Origin of the sequence: Nocardia sp. NPDC049149 (genome assembly GCF_043197455.1) — a bacterium.
GTDB lineage: Bacteria > Actinomycetota > Actinomycetes > Mycobacteriales > Mycobacteriaceae > Nocardia.
In genome coordinates, this window is sequence record NZ_JBICTD010000001.1 from 585,807 (window position 1) to 603,765 (window position 17,959).

At 63.1% G+C, this 17,959-nt stretch carries 17 protein-coding genes; all 17 read right to left on the reverse strand.

Features of this window, described 5'->3' with window-relative positions; translation table 11 throughout:
- Positions 1-44: 44 nt before the first annotated feature.
- A complete protein-coding gene (locus ACGFNJ_RS02850; protein ID WP_393442679.1) occupies positions 45-1,100 on the reverse strand; it encodes a hypothetical protein in 1,056 nt (351 codons plus the stop codon).
- Positions 1,097-2,182 (reverse strand): hypothetical protein, encoded by a 1,086-nt coding sequence (locus ACGFNJ_RS02855; protein WP_393442681.1) that lies wholly within the window; start codon positions 2,180-2,182, stop codon positions 1,097-1,099. The genes ACGFNJ_RS02850 and ACGFNJ_RS02855 overlap by 4 nt, the downstream gene beginning before the upstream one ends.
- Before the next feature lie 6 nt (positions 2,183-2,188).
- Complete coding sequence (locus tag ACGFNJ_RS02860) at positions 2,189-3,229, reverse strand: hypothetical protein (protein ID WP_393442685.1); 1,041 nt, start codon at positions 3,227-3,229, stop codon at positions 2,189-2,191.
- A 22-nt stretch (positions 3,230-3,251) separates the two neighbouring features.
- On the reverse strand, positions 3,252-4,871 hold the full coding sequence (locus ACGFNJ_RS02865; RefSeq protein WP_393442687.1) for a phage tail protein: 1,620 nt from the start codon (positions 4,869-4,871) through the stop codon (positions 3,252-3,254).
- The gene (locus ACGFNJ_RS02870) at positions 4,871-5,764 is read right to left on the reverse strand and encodes a phage tail protein (protein WP_393442689.1); all 894 of its coding nucleotides are present in this window, start codon (positions 5,762-5,764) and stop codon (positions 4,871-4,873) included. Before ACGFNJ_RS02870 ends, ACGFNJ_RS02865 begins: the two co-directional genes overlap by 1 nt.
- A complete protein-coding gene (locus tag ACGFNJ_RS02875; protein ID WP_393442691.1) occupies positions 5,761-8,268 on the reverse strand; it encodes a hypothetical protein in 2,508 nt (835 codons plus the stop codon). The genes ACGFNJ_RS02870 and ACGFNJ_RS02875 overlap by 4 nt, the downstream gene beginning before the upstream one ends.
- 62 nt (positions 8,269-8,330) lie before the next feature.
- Positions 8,331-8,645: a DUF5361 domain-containing protein gene (locus ACGFNJ_RS02880; protein ID WP_393442693.1), complete on the reverse strand. Its 315-nt coding sequence runs from the start codon at positions 8,643-8,645 to the stop codon at positions 8,331-8,333.
- A 62-nt stretch (positions 8,646-8,707) separates the two neighbouring features.
- On the reverse strand, positions 8,708-8,998 hold the full coding sequence (locus ACGFNJ_RS02885; protein ID WP_393442695.1) for a hypothetical protein: 291 nt from the start codon (positions 8,996-8,998) through the stop codon (positions 8,708-8,710).
- Positions 8,999-9,122: 124 nt separating this feature from the next.
- On the reverse strand, positions 9,123-9,707 hold the full coding sequence (locus ACGFNJ_RS02890; protein WP_393442697.1) for a hypothetical protein: 585 nt from the start codon (positions 9,705-9,707) through the stop codon (positions 9,123-9,125).
- Positions 9,708-9,890: 183 nt separating this feature from the next.
- On the reverse strand, positions 9,891-10,325 hold the full coding sequence (locus ACGFNJ_RS02895) for a hypothetical protein (protein WP_393442699.1): 435 nt from the start codon (positions 10,323-10,325) through the stop codon (positions 9,891-9,893).
- Positions 10,326-10,346: 21 nt separating this feature from the next.
- The gene (locus ACGFNJ_RS02900) at positions 10,347-10,955 is read right to left on the reverse strand and encodes a hypothetical protein (protein WP_393442701.1); all 609 of its coding nucleotides are present in this window, start codon (positions 10,953-10,955) and stop codon (positions 10,347-10,349) included.
- A 271-nt stretch (positions 10,956-11,226) separates the two neighbouring features.
- Positions 11,227-11,868, reverse strand: a complete 642-nt coding sequence (locus ACGFNJ_RS02905; RefSeq protein ID WP_393442703.1) for a GAD-like domain-containing protein — start codon at positions 11,866-11,868, stop codon at positions 11,227-11,229.
- A gap of 48 nt (positions 11,869-11,916) precedes the next feature.
- Positions 11,917-12,684, reverse strand: a complete 768-nt coding sequence (locus ACGFNJ_RS02910; RefSeq protein ID WP_393442705.1) for a hypothetical protein — start codon at positions 12,682-12,684, stop codon at positions 11,917-11,919.
- Between the two features lie 31 nt (positions 12,685-12,715).
- Positions 12,716-13,357, reverse strand: a complete 642-nt coding sequence (locus ACGFNJ_RS02915) for a GAD-like domain-containing protein (protein WP_393442707.1) — start codon at positions 13,355-13,357, stop codon at positions 12,716-12,718.
- Between the two features lie 3 nt (positions 13,358-13,360).
- Positions 13,361-16,333, reverse strand: coding sequence for a polymorphic toxin type 15 domain-containing protein (locus ACGFNJ_RS02920; protein ID WP_393442709.1), 2,973 nt, complete (start codon positions 16,331-16,333; stop codon positions 13,361-13,363).
- A 486-nt stretch (positions 16,334-16,819) separates the two neighbouring features.
- Positions 16,820-17,017, reverse strand: a complete 198-nt coding sequence (locus ACGFNJ_RS02925; protein ID WP_393442711.1) for a hypothetical protein — start codon at positions 17,015-17,017, stop codon at positions 16,820-16,822.
- 613 nt (positions 17,018-17,630) lie between these two features.
- Positions 17,631-17,870: a hypothetical protein gene (locus ACGFNJ_RS02930; protein ID WP_393442713.1), complete on the reverse strand. Its 240-nt coding sequence runs from the start codon at positions 17,868-17,870 to the stop codon at positions 17,631-17,633.
- Positions 17,871-17,959 lie beyond the last annotated feature (89 nt).

Genomic DNA, 17,959 nt, shown 5'->3' on the forward strand with positions numbered 1-17,959 from the left:
TGAGAGCGGCCGTAGTTCAGCCGTACAAGAGGTGCGGTCGGCGACTACACGGGTAGCGCGCGAACATGTAGATGCGAATAACTGGACTGGATGTTGTAGCCCCCGGTGCCCGCTACCCGATGTGCGACGACGTACAGGGTGATCGTCTGGTTCGCAGGTACCACGCCGAAGGTCGCGCCGGGTTTCATCGGATATTGAAAGCCGGGCGAGACCAGCACGTATGGAAAACGCGCGACCCAATGACTCCAGCCGAGCGCGACAAGGTCGCCTTTGGGGCTGGCGATACGGACCTCGATATTGCAGCGCGTCGGCTGTTCCGTCTGCACCATCACGCCACCCTCCACGATCGGGCGCCATGCGGTGGGCTGCGCCGGAATCGTAATGGTGGCAAAGACTCTCGTTTCGTCCGTGATGTTCTGAGCGGCGATGAACTGCTTCTCACCGATCACCCATGGCCCGATCGGCCTCGGGGTGGGGATAGGACGGAATTTTTGCGCGGCAGCATCCCACGCGAGTACATGGTCCTGACCGAGCGGGCGTTCTTCGTTGATCAGCACATCGGACGCATCCTGGATCCGACCCGCCACACCAGGATCGCCGACGTCGCCGGTCGCACCGCGTGGGAAGGTGATCTCCAGCTGCTGGGCAGGCGCGCTCCCCGTAACCCGGGCCGCCGCGGCCGAACCGGTGGCTCCCACGACAGCTGTTCCGGTCAACAGATTCGGCGCCCCCCGACGACCGATCATGCGAAAGGCCTTGTCGAAGAGGATGAATCCCATCCCGGTCCAGTAGTAGATGCAGTTGTCCGCGACCACGCGCCATGCTTTGCGCGCGTCCGCGGTGCTGAGCTGCAGTTGGCTCAGGGCAGCCACATTGGCGATATCGCCCTGCCACGACCACGGCCACGCCGCGTCGCCTTCCGGCCCGGCCGCACCCTGGCTGCCTTCGCGAAGCTCGATGAGAGCTTCCCGATCGACCAGGTCGAAGGGATTCACCGTGTAGGGCAGCCCGATCGAGTCGGCGACCCCGCGCATGGTGATCATGATGTCGTCCTCGTAGACGACGGTCGGTTCGCTGCTCGCGGCGTTGTCGCTGGTCACGGTGCCCCCACAGGTCGGGCCATGCACACGATCTGTGCGTCGGCCATCTGGTAGTCGTAGTTGGGGTTGGAGTTGTCTGTGCTGTTCCGACGCAGCAGCACATACAGCGTCACCGGCTGTCCTGCGGGTACGACGCCGACGGTGCTGTCCGGGGTCATTCCGCGCACGCCGTAGAAGGGCTGGAATCGGGCGCGGGTGCTCGCGCCGGTCACGAAACCGCAACCGAGCGCGACGATCTGGCCGGTCGCCGAGCCGATGCGTACTTCGGCATCGATACGGGTGGTGAGCTGATCCCAGTTCTCGTTGGCGCGGACAACGACGCCACCGGTGATCATCGGACGCCAGTCGACGTCCTGCGCCGGGATATTCAGCTGCGCAATGTTTTTCGTCGGAGCGGTGATCCCGTTCTGCGAGGCGACGAAGCCGGGACCATCATCCCAGGAACGCCCTTCGAGGATGGTCCACGGTCCGCGTAGGCCGGGATACGGCCGAGGTTTCCACTTCCCAGCCGTCGAATCCCAGGTCGGCACGGCTCGATCTACGTGCGGACCGTCCGCGTAGTCCGCCGCGTTGCGGATCGGCCCTGGGCCGCCGACTGCGCCCTTCTTTCCTTTGACGCCTCGCGGAATCGTGAGATTCAACGTCAGATCAGGTGCGGTGCCGGTCACCGTAACCAGGAGATCGGTCCCGACGGGCCCGGTGTCGACGGTACCGATGGTGACCGTGCACGGTTGCCCGTCGGGTCCCGCGGCACCGAAAGCATCGGTGAATTCGTCGAATCCGGCGCCGTTCCAATACACCAACGCGCCGGTGGACATGATTCGCCACGCTTTGCCGGCATGCGCCATCCCCAGCTTCGGGGTAATCGCAGAGAGCGCGGCTTGGTCGGTGACGTCGCCTTCCCAGCGGAACGGCCGGGCAGGCTCGCCTTGCAAGCCTTGCTTTCCGGGCGTGCCGGTCATCAACTCCAGGGAACCGTCACGCGGGGTACCGTGCATGGACTGCACGACACCAGGTGTGCCGACGCCCTCGTCGACGCCCCGGATCTGCGTGGATGCGAAATATTCTCTTACAGTAGACATTTCACCTCACTCGATAGGTTCTGCGAAGACGACGAGAGACGCGCCACCGGGATGGAACCCGATCTTGACGCCGGCGGAGCCGACCTTTTCGACACCGACCACCAGATTCGCGGGTTGCCCCGCGGCGACGGTGGCGAAATCCGAGGTCGGCGACAGCACTTTCGAGGTGGAGCCGTCGCGGTAGCACGGGGTAAGTGGCATGTACAGCCAGCCGCCCGATGCGGCGATAGAAGTGGACACGATCTCGCCCTGCGAATGATGCAGGCGCACAGTCCCTTCCGCGGCTGTGTCGGCCCCGCCATCCGCGCGGGTGAACATGTGCCCGTACACGACGGGTCGCCACCGGAAGGGCAGCGGCGGAATGGTGAACGTAGCGGCGTCGATTCGGCCGACATTCTCGTTCCGTTCGGCGATGAAGTCCTCCTGAAACCACGACCAAGGGCCGAGGCCGAGGGGCGGGGCCACCGGGCGAAACTTCCGGCTGGACCGGTCGTAGGCGAACACACCACCGGCACCGGGGGTGCGCGCCTTGTCGTAGTCCGCGGACTCGGCGATCTGCCCGGAGGCACCCGGAGGCCCCTTCGGACCACGCAGGCCGGCCGGGACGGTCACCTTCACCTTCTGCTCGGCACCTGTCCCGGCAAACTCGACTGCCGGGACAATCAGGTCCTCGCGGTGCTTTGTCTCGGTGACGGTGATGGTGGTCGGTGTGGCGACCGGCCCACGAGGTCCGACCGCGTCAGGTGAATGCCGCCACTCCGCACCGGTCCACACGTCCATGCCGTTGTCGTCGAGCCGATGCCACCAGCTGCCGCGATCCTCCGGACCGAGCCCGGTCGGCCGCGCCGCCGCGTTGGCGATCTCACCCCGCTTCCGAAACGTGGTTCGGGGCCGACCACGCTGGCCGGTCTCGCCGAGCGGGCCCGGCGGGAGCTCCAACCCCGCGATATCCGCCGAGACGGTCGTCTGCGCAGTCAGGACGGGCAATCCGTCGACATCGGGCGCCCGCCTGACGGTGATATGGGCGGGAAAGGTTATGTCCGCCATGGTTTCTCCTCTTCGAAAAGGCTCAGAAGATGAGCAGGTCGAGATCGGCGCCGACGTCGGTAGCCAGATCCTTGATCGCGGCGGCGACGCGGCCGAGCCGCTGCCATGCCTTGACGATCGAGTCCTCTTCATCGGATCCGTCGCCGACCACGATGTGCCATTTCGCGGCGGTCTCGCGATCGTCGGTGAAGGTCAGCTCGGTCACGTAGTCGGTGAAGATCTGGCCGTCCAATGCGAAGCCGATCTGATCGCCGAGCCCGTAGTCCTTGCCGAGGATGTAAGGGGCGTTGTCCTCGACGGTCACCCGCTTGCTGGTGTAGCCGCGGGTCAAGTGCATGCCCTGACGGGCGGCAACCAAGCCGTCGAGGTTGAATGCCTTGTCGCTACCCGAGATATACAGCTCGCGGAAGGCATACGGGCCTGCGCGATCCACTCGCTCCATATTGCGGTAGACGTTCCACGCGAGGAATACGTCGTTGAGCTGGCCGCGGTACAGCCAGCCGAGACCGATCAGCGACAGCAAGCCCTTGATCACGAGTTCGATGCCCGCGTTCACCCAACCGGGCGATCGACCGCCGATGATGATGTCGGTGGCAGTGGGCTTGTGCAGCGCGATCTCGGATTTTCCGATACCCGAGTATTCGCCTTCGAAGTACCACACCCACGGGTAGTTCCGGAATGTGCCCTGGCTGAGCCGCTCTCCGTACACCGCTTCGTATTCGGTGGTCGAGTCGAGGTTCGGATAGCGGTGCGGCGTGGTGCCGTCGCCCGAGAATTCCTCTATCCAGGAACGGATTCCGTCGAGCAGCGTGCCGGTGGCTCCGGTGACACCGGACTTGTCCACCGTCTCGAGGACGACGGTCGGCCGGTCCAGGTGGAACCATTCCGGCGCAGGCTGTTCGTCCTCGTCGGGCAGGAAGAATCTGGCGGTCAGCATGACGCCGGAGTCTTCGAGCATGGGCGCGAACAGCTTGTCGGCCATGTCGAAGCGCGCCGATGCCGCACTCCATTTGCTGGTGTCGTGCAGCGGATCCACCGGGACGACGGCAATCGGGAAGAGCAGGTTACCGGTATCGCCCCAGCGGGGATCCCCCGCGTTCTTGGGCGGCACCCACCCTGGCGCCTGCAGGCGCATCAGGTTCGCCGTCAGATAGTTGGTGATGATGGTGCGCACCGGCCCGAACTGGATCATGTGCCGTGGAAACTGCGCGAGGATCGGCGCGAAAGGACTTGCCCAGCAGCAGATCGTGGAGATGTGGTTCCAGCAGTGGATTGCCTCGATATCGACGGTTTCGACACCGTACTCGTCCCGGACGATCGAGGCCTTTGTGATGTAGCCGTCCCAGCGGAACCCCTTGGTGTTCACGGTGATCGGGATGGTGGCATCTTCGTGGTCCACGTTGTTGAAGAGGTGGTCGAAATGGACCATGTCGCGCGGGCAGATCATCTTGAGCCCGCCCGGTGCGTTGCGCGGGTACGTGAATTCCAGCGAGAGGTAGCTGTGCTCTTCGCCGACCTCCTGCATCCATTTATCCCAATAGCGCACCAGGACATCGGGATCGCGTAGCTGTTCCTGTTCGTCCTTGTGCGCCTTGTCCATTCGCAGAGCTTCTGCCTGCGGGTCCCATGCCGGCGTCGTCATCAGAACGGCCTCGAGGATCGCGGCGTCACCGAAACGACCAGGCTGGACTGCACCGTGCCGCCGTCGACCTCCACGATGATGTCGGTGGCGCTCCATGGCGGCAGTGCGGCCAGCCAGCGACGACCGGCCAACTGGCCCCAGACGTTCTCGACGATCTTCGAGTTGCCCGAGTACAAACGCGCAGTGCGGTGTCGCGGATGAGTATCGATCCGCAATGTCTGGCCGGCCGTGATCCTCGGCGTCTGCACCATCCGAGGTATTTCACCGCCGGTCGGATCCAGAATCGCCCAACGCCCTGGACCATTCATCGTGTATCGCGGCCAGGCAGGCTGATCGGCCGCGTTCCGCGCTCGCACCATGCCCTGGCCCAGCGCCAAAGTGTTTGTCCATACTGCTGTTTCGTCGAAATGACGTTCCAGCGGGTCCATCGCGGTCGCCGACATCTTGTACAGCGCAACGGCATTGCGTGCCGGATCGATCTCGCCGACCGCCTCCGGTGCGCTGTCGAGCTGCACCTGCTGGAACCGCCAGCCCTGGTGCCGGGTGAAATACCCGATGGTGGACGGCTTGTCGGTAGACCAGCCGCGGAACCAAGCGTCGTGCACTGCATAGAAGTCGCGGAACGGGTTGGTGCCAGCGCTTTTCGCCGCCGGGGAGATCACGGCGATGAAATCCCATTCCTTCTTCGCGCGGACCGACCGCTGGAAGGTCGCGCCATCCTGGCGGGCGCCCTCGTTGACGAGCAACTGCACCGGGGCGAACATGTATCCGGTCTGATTCGACAGCCGGACACCTTCCCGGCCGGCATTCGCGCCGGACAGATGCCACACCCGGCCGTTGATGTCCCACAGGACGACCTTCGTGTACTGGCTTTCCAATAGCTGGTGGGTCATCGGCCGAGCCCTCCTCCGCGTTGTTGCGCCACCGTGCGACGCCGGCGAACCCGCTCCACCGCGATGGCGGCGCTCTTGGGGTCCATGCCGTTGAAGTTGTAGATATCTCCTCGGGCGGTGCGACCGCCCGGACCTTTGGCGAGGTTGGTCAGGCCGAAACCGGTGCCGATCTCCTCTTTCGCGACATTGGCTGCGAATTCGATCGGCTTGGTGACGACCTCCGCGGCGGTGCCTGCGATCATCGAACCGAGCATTCCGCCGATGACGGGCGCCAGTGGGCCGAGGACCGGGGCGAGCAACGTTCCGGCGGCGGTACCAGCCAGGTTGCCGACCGTCGATGCGGCGCCCTTGATAGCGCCGGTGATGCCGCCGACCAGGCCGTGCTGCTGCAGGCCGCTGATGCCACCTTGCAAAGCCGCGAGTCCGACCTGATCCGCTTGGGACAGCTGCGGTGTCTCACTCTGTTTGCCCGTTGGGTTCCAGTCGATGCCGGTGTACTGCTTGACGACCGAGGCGATGCTCGACGACCACTTGCCTTCAGGGTCGACGCTCTTGTAGAAGTCGCCGAGGGCGTCGCCTTGCCGGGCGCCGAATTGCGCGCCTGCTTCGATGATTTGGTTACCGCTCTCGCCGAGGAGCGGCGCGATCGCGGAGGCCGCATCACCGCCGAGCTTGCCGCCGGCGACGTTGAGGAAATCCTTGAAGCTGTCCTTCGTCGGGTCGTAGATCCGGTCGCTCAGCTCGAGTGACTGTGCGCCGAATCCGGCCGCGCCGTCCGACGGGGTACCGACGACCGCTGAATCACCCTGTGGCACAGAACCGTCCAAGGCCGCGCCGGGGGTTGCGGACCCATCGCTCTGAGCCGGTAGCCCGTTGGTATTCGGGCGATTGCGGACGAGATACGAACCTGTTGGGGACTGCCCGACCGTCGACGAGCCGCCGCCATAGGTGAACCTCGACCCGCCACCGGAATACGAGGCTCCCGTATCGCCAGTCTCCGTGCTCGATTCGGGCTGCCCCGGTACGAACGAATTCCCACCCTCGGTGTCGACTCCTCCTTCACCGAGGCTGGTCGGTCCGCTCGGAGCGAGACCGGATCCGCCGGATTGGCCGCTCAACGTCATCGACGCCGACAGGCTGCCGCCGAACTTCGAGCCGATCAAACTTCCGAGCTGAGCACCGATCTCGGGCGCCAAGGCACCCTCAGGTCCCAGTGCCGGTATCAGTGCCGTGCCCAATGCGGCACCGACTCGACCGCCCGCTTCGGTGGCCGCACCGACGATGCCCTGCGCCAGCGCAGTGGACAACGAGCCCATCTGGCTGAGGCCCTCGGGTCGCAGCGCCTCTTGGCGGGCCGGATCGCCGGTCGGCATGGTTCCGATTGGCGCCTTGTACGCGCGACCGAAGCCGAGCGCCTCCGGATTGCCCTCGGTCCGCACCCGCATCGCGGCGCTCATCGGATCGAGTCCAGCGCCCTCAGCCGGATCCGAGCGAGTCGCCGACTCCTGGGTCGAGCCACCGGCTGACGTACCGAACACCGAGCTGAACATGCCGCCCGGCCCGAAAGCAGGCGCGATAAGCGAACCCAGCGCGGCACCGGCGGCGCCGCCCGCGTTGATCGCGGCATTTCCGATGCCGCCCAACGCATCTGCGACCAAGCCGAACAGGCCGAAGTCCTGCGGCCGGAAGGCCGCGTCTGCTCCGGCGGGAGCGATCGGGTTGCGGAGCAGATCACGCCATGACGCCGCGGAATCCCCGCCGACCAGACCGCCATCCGCGAAGCCGGGCAGCATGCCGCCCAGATAGGACGGCGACGGCACCCAACCGCCGTTGATTGCGGCCAACAGCGGCAACGCATTCGACGTCGCCGCGGCGTTGACCACGAACTCGCCAGGAGACAACCGAGCGAGCACCCGGTCGTCCCGCGATCCGCCCGGCCCGTACACCATGCCGCCGCTCGCGAAGCGCTGCGGTGTCCGGCCATCGATACCCGAGTCGGGAACGTCGACTACGTCGTCGCCGGAATCGTTGTCGCCCTTGCCCGGTGCTAGACCGGACAGGGTCGCCTTCGAGCTGACCCGAACGACTCGGGTCCGAGTCTTGGCCCCCTTCGCGTCCGGGTCATAGCGGTTGAGCGCGCCGGTCGAAATCCAGTTGGCGAAGAACCTTGGCACCGCGCCGAGGACTTCTTGGAAAGCCTTTGCCAGCGAACCGATCTGGACGGAATCGCCGGTGATCCCGTTCGCCGATGAATCGCCGGCCACCAGGATCGGATCGTCACCGGGAAGGGTGATGATCGATGTCCCGGTGACCTTCCCGCCCTCCCAGACCGCCCCACTCGGCAGCGTGACTCGTTGCCCCGGGGCGGGCTGGCCGCTGTTGGCCATGGCGAGAATGTCCGGCATCGCCATGACCGGCGGGCGTGTCTGCTCGGACCGAGAAGTATTGGTATCAGCCGCCGAAGGGCGGCTCGAGTCCGGCGGAGTCCGCACATCGGAGCTCATTTGTTTCTCCACATTCGCATCTACTTTCTCGGCCGCTTGCGCAGATCAACACCCGCGAATCGCTACTCGTCCCAGTTGAGGAACTCGTTCATCTCGTCGATCCCGGTGGCCGTGCCGATTCGCTCGCGATCGGACTTCACTCCGGGTCGCGGTACGAGTTCGGGACGGTTGCGCCCGTTTCTGGCGTCGTCGGTCTTCGCCCACACCAGCCAGCGCAGTGAATCGGTGATATCGGCAAGTAAGAACTGGTCGAGTTGCCAGCGATGGCTTTCGGGGTTCATCGCGCGAAACAGCGCGGATTCGGTGGGCAACCATCTGATGATCGCCTTCAGCTCACGCCAGCCGAGTACCTCGGTACCGAGCTGATGCAGGCGCAAGCCAAGCGTAATCAGGTCGTATTCGATTGCCTCGCAATGCTCTTCGAGAAGAGCATCGAGGCTTAGGATTCCCCCAGGTTGACTCCGGAGTGGGTGCGCCATGCGTCGAGCAGCTCGTGGTAGGCGTCCGGATCCATATCGTCCAGCACGGCGAGCGACTCCGCGGACAGAGTCAGCTCCAGCAGTGTGTACATCGCGTCGACATCGCCGAGACGGCGAATACGGCGGATCAGGCCTGGCTTGAGGTACGACAGCGATGGCAGATGCAGGTCGACGCCGTCCACCTTGTAGACGAAGTCGTCCTTCACCTGGACCGGGCGGTTCAAGGTAATCGGAGCTTTCGGGGAAGTCATTGGTTCGCAGACCCTTTCATGACATTTGAGTGCGCAGGAATCGAGAAGTATTGAGAGATAGGGCCCAACGGCGGCGGGCGGGCCTGCGCATAGGTGTGTTGACCCGCCGCCGTTGGGGGCTTTATCAGGCGGTCTTGATGCCGTCGTCGAGGTAGCGGTACGCCTTAACGCCGGAGTCGTCCTTGAACGCTTCGACGGTGATGGTGAAACCGGCCAGTTCCTTGGACACGAACTTGCGCTCCTGAACCTGCGAGATCGAGGCATTCGGCAGCACGATGCGCATCTTCTTGTTCTCGCTCAGCATGTCGAAGATCCAGGCGCGGCGCGGCAGCACCGAACCGGTCTCCTTGATCGTGTAGAGCTTGCCGCTGCTGGCCGACGCTGCGGTCGGGGTGACGTTGCCATCACCGAACACCTGAGTGAGGACATCCTCGTCCCACACCGCGTACAGGGTGAGGCCGAAGCGGACCGAGTGCTCGGTCTGCAGGTTGGCGATGATGTCGGCGTTCCAGTCCTTGATCTGCTCGATCTTGCGCTCGCCCTTGGACTCGATGCCGTCCTCGGAGACGTAGCCGAGCGGCTTGAACGCGGGGACAGGCGCGGCGACCGTGCCGACCGGCAGCGCGGTGTTCAGTGGTGCGACCAGCACACCGCCGGAAACGGAGACCGGAGTACCGGCACCGATGTACTTGCTGGAAGGTGCAGCCATGTTGAATTCTCCCTTGGGATTGTGCGCAGGCCCATGGGATTTCGTTATTCAATTTGGCTCCCATGAGAGGGAGTCGGGCGAGTTGTATGCCTCGCACGATTGAAATCGTCAAGCAGCGCCACGCCGAGTTCGACCGACGAGCGTGCGGACTGACGTATGAGTTATATTGCGCGGCAATGCGTGTCAGACAGCTTTTCCCCGCACAACAAGGTCGGCGACGATTGTCTGCCGTGGTGCGGCGCTCGCCGGGTCGATGTCGGTCTCGATGCCGGCGTCCTCGAAGTAGTCACACCACACGGTGCCGAGATACCCGGGCACGGCAGCCGAAAGGATGGTGCGAACAAGGCTGGCCAAATCTGCTGCAGCACCGGAGCTGTCCGTGCACTCGAGAACGACGCGAGGACGATCCAGGATCAAGTTCGGGCCACGGCGGCTTTCTCGATCTTCGATGTCCTGCCGCAGTTTTCGGTCATTTCGCAGGACGCGCACCATGCGTGGCGGCCGCGGGTCCGGAATCCGGGTGACAACCTTTGCGGTGTCGGATGCGGCGACGAGTTGCGCGGTCAGATAATCGACCAGAGTCTTCTCGATGTCGGGGAACACGATTCGTTCAGTCATCGCGCTACCACCCTTTCGTGGCTATGGCTCTTGCCGGGCTTGCTCGATCCGCTGACGCAGTTGATCGACGACTCCCGCATAGGCTTCGGTCTTGGTCGCGGCCTCGAAGGACAGGCCGCGGGGATGGACGGCGTACCAGTGGCCGTCGTCGGTCTGGCTGGTCTTGATGTCGTCGAGGTCGTAGAACGACTCCGGATCCGGGGCAGGCCACTCGCCGTTCTCGTCCTTGGTGACGTGGAGTCCGGTGTCGAAAGCACCGGGCGGGCCACTTGGCGTGGCCACCCAGCGGATCTCCTCCAGCTCGGGATGCACACGCACACCGCGCTTTACGAGGTATTCGGCGACGCGCGTCGCCTGCTTCATCCCGGTCACGGTCGGCTCTGCCGTCTTGGGCGACTGCGTGCTCCGCCATTCCGGCAGGTGGATCACCGACAGTTCTTCGGCCAATGCTTGCACCTGCGGATCCAATGCCGCGGTTTCCGCGGACTCGGCGAGCTTGCCGCTGAGCGCCTGCTGGATGAATGCCAGGAACTCCGGCGTGACCAGCTGACCGGTGTCGGTCTTCACGTACTCCGGTGGCGGCTGATGGTTGGCGAACTGAATGGATTCGACAATTTCCTTGTCAGACAATGTTTTTCGTCACCTGATCTGAACTCGGTTGGTGCACTGCATGGTTCGAGATAGATCTTTCGAATGCCTGCGCAGAGACCGTCGGTCATGGGGTCGCCCGAGAGGGGCATGAAAAAACCCAACCCCGACAACGGGATTGGGTTACAAAGATGGCTAGCAGGTACACATCGCGCCAACGGCTTCAGCCTAGCAAAAGACCTTCACCTAACGCAAGATCAAATTTCAAAGTCCGTGAAACATGCTTCTAGCTAGGCTGATTGGCGTCTGGCAGCTAGTAGGGGTTGACCATGATTGTTCGTGGTGTGACCTGGCTGAGGATCTGCATGTGCACCGCCGCGTCCACGATCTGCACGTGGTCGGGCAGCATCAGTCCACCGAGTGCATGAGCGGGAACGAAACCGTACATGGTGTCCGGGCCAACCGGCCCCAACCGCTTCAAAACCCTTTTGAACAGCGGCTTGTCGTCATCACCATCCGGGTCAAGGAGATCCCCGCTCGCCACCTCCAACGAGGAGAGGATCTGCAGGTCTCGCTCGAAGTCATCTGACATCTCGCTCGAGTTGTCCATAGGCATCACCCACCCGGCGTAAGGGATGATCGTCAGACTCAAGCCAGTCCGTTCCCCCCAGAGAGACACCCTCCCGAACGCCGATCTGGTCACCGCGATCCACTTGTCATCGCCGAACGGCAAGTCGACACCTGATGTCCATTCGTCCACCGACGTCTGCCACTCCTCGGGATCGCACAACCACAGCAACCCCTTCCGGAAACCAGCGAAACCCAGCTCACGCCATAGGTCGAGCAGAAAATTCGGAACCTGACCTCCATACTGCTCGAACCGCTCCACCGGAACGGGAACCGAAAAACTCGGACGACCCCACCTGCGGGTCACATCTTTGACCGGAAACGACATCCCCACCTCAGAATTCACTCGGCATTCAACAGGTTACCGGGAGCCTGCTCAAGTTTCTGCGATCGCGGCTCGCACTCGATCGTCGCCGATCGTGCTGAGGTACTCGCCGAACGACCGACTGTCGGGTGTCGATCCAGGTGATGCGATCGCCGCAAGACGGATGAGAGTGCTTGGGGTGCTGTCGATTCGAGCTAGCTCGTAGCCGAGCTGAATAGCTGTCGGCTCGTCAGCGACGGCGAGGGACACCACCAATCCGGCCAGTTGGGCCCCGAGATGGAAGTGCGGTCGGTCACCGTTGGTCAACGCGGCGATGCCCCGCCGGACAGTGGCCGCCACGTCTGCATTGACGGCGACGGCCGTGCTGCCGTCGATCGCCCCGGCGAGGTGCCAATCGAAGTAGAAGCGATCAGCGATACCGACCAGCGCACGCAGTGCAGCCAAACGATCCTGCTCAGTGGACTTTTCGACGACGAAGTTCTTGCTGACCCGCACGGCCTCGGCGAGATAGGTGAACGTTTCGTCCACGGAGTATCGCCGATCGATCAGCGCGCCAAACCAGGCCGCTTCGGTGCCGGCCCGCGCCGCCTCGACAATCGCTTGGAAGCCAACAGGTTCGGCCCAGGAAGCCAGCGCGCAACAAGCCAGGAAGCGATCGTACGGCGGATTGGATTCCTCTTCGAGAATCCACTCGAGCGGCGCGACTCGTTGCAGATAGCGGGGATCATCCAAGGCATCGAGGATCACCTCGTCGGGATCCTCCACCGGTGCACCGTCGAAATCAGTGAAGAGCAAGTCGCGAATCGACTTGTCCGGCATCGTTCCTCCCCCGCTGATTGGCATCTGTCAGCTAGTACGGATTGACCATGATCGTTCGCGGTGTGACCTGGCTGAGGATCTGCATGTGCACCGCCGCGTCTACGATCTGCACGTGGTCGGGCAGCAGCGGTCCACCGAGCGCATGAGCGGGAACGAATCCGTACATGGTGTCCGGGCCAACCGGCCCCAACCGCTTCAAAACCCTTTTGAACAGCGGCTTGTCGTCATCACCATCCACGTCGAAGGTTTCCTGGCTCGCCGCCTGCAATGAGGAGAGAATCTGTGCATCACGCAAGTAGTCGTCCGACATATAGTCCGACTTGCCCATGGGCAACAGCCAACCGTAGTGGGGGGTGATCGTCAGGCTCAATCCGGTCCGCTGCCCCCAAAGCGCCATCTTCCCGAAGGCCGATCGGGTCACCGCGATCCACTTGTCCTCACCGAACGGCAAGTCGACACCCGACGTCCACTCATCCACCACCGGTTGCCACGCCTCAGGGTCACACAACCACAGCAACCCCTTCCGAAAACCAGCGAAACCGAGCTCACGCCACAGGTCGAGCAGAAAATTCGGAAGCTGACCTGCGTACTTCTCGAATCGTTCCTCGGGGGTTGGAACCGAAAAACTCGGACGACCCCACTTACGGGTCACATCCTTGACCGGAAACGACATCCCCTACCTCAGAATCCACTCGACATTCAACAGATAATCGCCCTGGCCCGCTCGGACCAAGTCCTCAGCGTACCGTCTGAGGTCGTCCGCCAACCCGCGATGCGCCCACTGGCTGCCCAGCGACGAGTTCACAAAAGTGTCACCCATCTTGGGCAGCCCGTTGACGTCGAGACCGATCACGTCCAGACCACCGGCAACGATGTCCTGTTCATGGAGCGCCGCCAAGTCCTTTGTGCGCGCCTTCATCTGATCTTCGGCATAGCGGGTCGGCTTCTTGCCGCCCAGTTGTGCTGGGTTGTCACGCTGCAGTTGAAGGGCTTTCAATAACTCCTCGTCGCGAATTGCATCCTTGTAAGTCTTGTTTGCCGCCTTCTGAGCCTTACCTTTTCGTGAGACCGTCTTCATGTTGTGCAGCAGCTCGTTGGCGGTCATTTTGTTCACGCCGGCGATCTGGCCGTCGATCTGACGAACAGTCTCACCTACCTTGGTCCGAGTATTTACGGTCTTACCACGGTTGAAATCCACTGTATGCTTCTGCGTTGTCCGAGGCCGTACCGGCCCAACCATATTGTTCGGCATGGAAACAGAGCCACCGGACCGTGGGATGAACCCAGCTCCCGTACCGTGAGTTGCCGCAAACCTCGCTCGCAGGGTATCTGCCAAAAGGTTATCGACCTCGGAGAAGGCGCGAACTCCGGTGGCAAGCTGCGGCTCAAGGCTGGTGAAACCGAGACGGAACCGCAATCTATCCAATACGGCACCGGTATTGTCCATACCGACGCGAGCAGTCGTTTCAAGGTGTGCAACTGACTCGATGAGACTCTCGATCTTCGCATCGCGCCAGACTTGGAACCGTTCAGGAACGGTACGGAATCGCTCGAGACCCGACACCAAGTTGCCGGGGATGTTCCGCAGCGCTTCACCAGCGCTGGTCACACCAGGGACGTTTCGCAATCCGTTGGCGGCGAAACCAGGCAGATTGCGCATGGAGTCAAAACTGTTCTTCGCGAAATCAGGAAGATTGCGCAAGGGGTTGTAGGCACTCAAATCGGACAATGTCCGATTGACTGCCGCTGGCAGACTCCGTCGAGCAGCAGCCGCCGCGGCCGCTTCCGCGACTGCGATCTCACCGCTCCGTAGCGCAGTTGTCCCCGCACGAACAGATGCCCCGCCGATGGGCAGGAATGTGGTGAGGGCCAGGGCCGCCTCCCAGTCGGCCGGTGCCTTCTCCATCTGTTGTTGCGCAAATTGCATACGCGCCCGCCCGGAAGGCGTGACGGGGTCGCTGCCCAAACCGTACATAGCGCCGACAACCTTGTAGCGCCACCAGTCGGAAGCGATGGTGGCGGAATCTACGACGCCATTCCACAGCAGACGACCAGGCGCGGCGACCGCATTCGCCGTTCGGTCGTAATGATCGGCAGCGGCAGCCTGGTAAGCAGGGTTCATCGGATTACTGGCAGCGAGCAGACCGGGAGCGAAATTGAAATTGGACGCCAGGTCCGCACCCCAGTTCTTGAGGCTGTTGCCGACGCCGACAGACCAATCCCAGCCCTTTTGTACAGCGTCGCGGCGATCTGGCGGCAGCTGCACCGAAAGGGGCTTTCCATTCGGGTCGTAGTTTACAACAACACCATCTCGATACTTTCGAACAAAAGCGTTCTTGTCATCGTAGATATCGGTGTAAGACTTCTCAGATCCGATACCGTTGAAGGTATCGAAAAGAACGCCACGGTGGTCAACAAAGTAGATGTGAGTACCAGTGACCAGCTGTTCCGTTCGGCCCATTGTCGTACGGCCCTGGAGATCCTTGCCTACTTCCCAACGTTTACCGTCGGGTCCCAGTTGCCAACCCTCATTGTTGCTGTCCAACTGACCGATGAATATGCTTTCGATACCGCCCTTTCCATCAGGCCGGGCACTCGATATCGTCAGATTGTTGTAGTTGTCGTAGTGGTAGTTGTCGTACATCCCGTATTTGTTCGGCACCGCAATATCGACACCGACCAAGTTTCCGTCCGCGTCGAAGGAAGGATTCTGAATTCCCTTGTAATCCGGCGTGGCAACATACACCCGATCCGGGGCTCCGGATGTCGAAGAGCCCGCGTTGAAATCTTGGGCATACATGCCGGATTCACGGTTTTCTTTGCTGCCGTAGAAGGCAGTGCCATCTGCATTGACATTCCAGCGCTGCCAGCCTCCCACACCGTTACCCGCAACACGCGATTGGGTGAACCCGCCCTTGCCATCGGGAATCGTTTGGTCAACGGTTTTATTGCCGTTTCCAAACGGAATTCGGTTGTGCACGATCCGGCCGTCAGGCAGTGTCGAGTCCCACTCGTCACCAGGCTGACGACCTGTGGTGTCCGGCAAATCAAAAACATCCGGGTCGGGTGTGGCCGCAGGCTGTGCTGGCTGAGTGGGCGGGGCTTGCTGGGCCGGCACCGCAGGCACAGTCGGCGGCACGGTTGCAGGGCCATTCTGCGGCGGGGCAGCCTGTGCAGGCCCCGGCGCGAGCGCGGTGTTGTTCGGGTTCGGAACTGTGTCGGCCTGTGGCGGCCGGTTCCCGGACTCGTCCATCGGCGTGAATGCTTGTGGGTCAACGATTTCCTTTGCGCGCGGCAACACCACAGGCGCGGTTGGCGGGGCGCTCGGAACGGGATCGCTGATCGGCTGCACTTGCGGCACGGGCTCCGCATAGTCCACTGCCAGTGAGTCGGCGACGCCTGCCGCACGGCGTATTTCGTCGCTTCCGGCAGCAAGATCCCTACGTGTAAATAGCCGGTCGACCATTCGAGCCGACGAGTTCGGCGTCATGCCGTGGAAGTTGTGTACTCGCCCACCGCGTTGCGCATCCACGCGGTCCGAATACTCAGATGCCAGACCGCTGTTCGACATTGCCGACAGGTTCGACGCACGTGCGGGAACCCACTGCGGAAAGGTCTCAGCGGTCGGGCGGACAGTATCCGTCGCCATGGCGGAACCTCGCTAACTGATTCGGCCCGAACGGGCAGGTACCGACCGCAACGGGTCGCGGACGCCGAACCGACTGCGGAGATGACCTCACCCAGCCGTGAGTCGGCGGGGTGGGGTCGGAATCCGGACTGGGAAATTCCGGTCCGCTCTGCGGCCTACGCGGCCGGTGGATCGATCGCGATCCAGCTGCCGTTGCGGAGGACCTGTTGGGTGTAGAAGAAGTTCTGCCAGCCGTCACGCACCCGGATCGGGCCGATCTGCCAGGCGCCGTTGTTTGTCAGCGGGCCTGCGCTGACGCGAATCCGATGGATTTGCCGTTGGACCGGCGATAGGTCGGCCGCGTTCGATGGGGGTCGGCTTCGCCGGAGTGGACCTCAGCCGGAGCCGGCCTTACCGGCCCAGGAGCGGAAGGATGAAGGGGGCGAGGTCGTAGGCCAGTTTCAGGAGGTCGAGGACGATGGCGAGCAAAGGGTTCACCTCCTCTCGTCAGCGCTTGCGGGATGAGTCGGGGACGATGCGGCCTGCGGCGATGAGGGTGGCGAAGGCGAGGGCTTTTCGGTGGCAGTGGTCGAGGGCGCAGGCGCGGTGCAGGCGCATGGCTTGGTGGGCGTGGTCGATGGTCAAGGGGGTTTTGGGGGTGGCGTGGCTTGCCAGCTCCAGTTGTTCGAGCACGGGGATGTCCATGTCAGGCCTCGATCGGTGAGAGGGGTTTGGCGGCAGCTGATTTCGTCGCCGGTGATCGGAGAGGTTTGGAGCCCCACCCCGGTCCAGGGGCGACCGGGGTGGGGCGGAACGCCCCGGATGCTTCGTCCGTCTACGACCGCGCGTGAGGGGTCAGCGGGAGACGGGAGCGTGGTTTCCGGGGCGGGCATGTGGCAGGCTCTGGCCCGCTCGTCGTTGACGTTGAAGAGGTTTCGGGGGCGTGCCACACGGGATCGGCGGAGGACGGGAGAAGGTCCTGGTGCGCAAACGCTCGTGGCCTCGGTCCCATGAGGAACCGAGGCCACGAATGTTGGACTATGAAATGTCTTGGAAGTAAGGAAGATTCCCGATGAAGCGGGAGGAGGGCGCAGCTCTGGCGCTGCACAAAGCTTCACCCAAGCGAACCGAGATGTCAAGCCCGATGTACATCGGGCAGCGAAAGAAGCAGGTAGCGAACCTTTTTGGCGATCGAGCCGCAGCAGGCTGCAGACCTCCGAAACGACAACTGCCCCACCTCAGATGAGGCGGGGCAATCATGTCTCCTCCGAAACGGACAGGCACACTTGATGGGTTAGTGCGCCTCTCCGGCGCTTGATTAGGGGGCCGGCGCAGGCGCGGGCTTCCCGGCGGAACCGGTGGCAAGCGCCTTCAGGATCGCGGCCGAACCCGTGGTGGAGCCCGCATCCGGGGTCCCGGCCGGCGGCGGCGTGGTGCCATCGATGGACTGCGCGGGGGCGCTCTCGAGGGGCAGCACCGCCGCCGACGCCAGGCTGGAGCCCGCGAAGATCAGGCCGGAGGCCGCGAGAACAACACCGAACACACGCATTTTGCTCATGAAAAGTCTTCCCTCTTAAAACAGTTGGTCCCTCATCGGCGACCTGGTGGTGACCGATCACAAATTTTCTATCACAAGGGTTGTTCAGC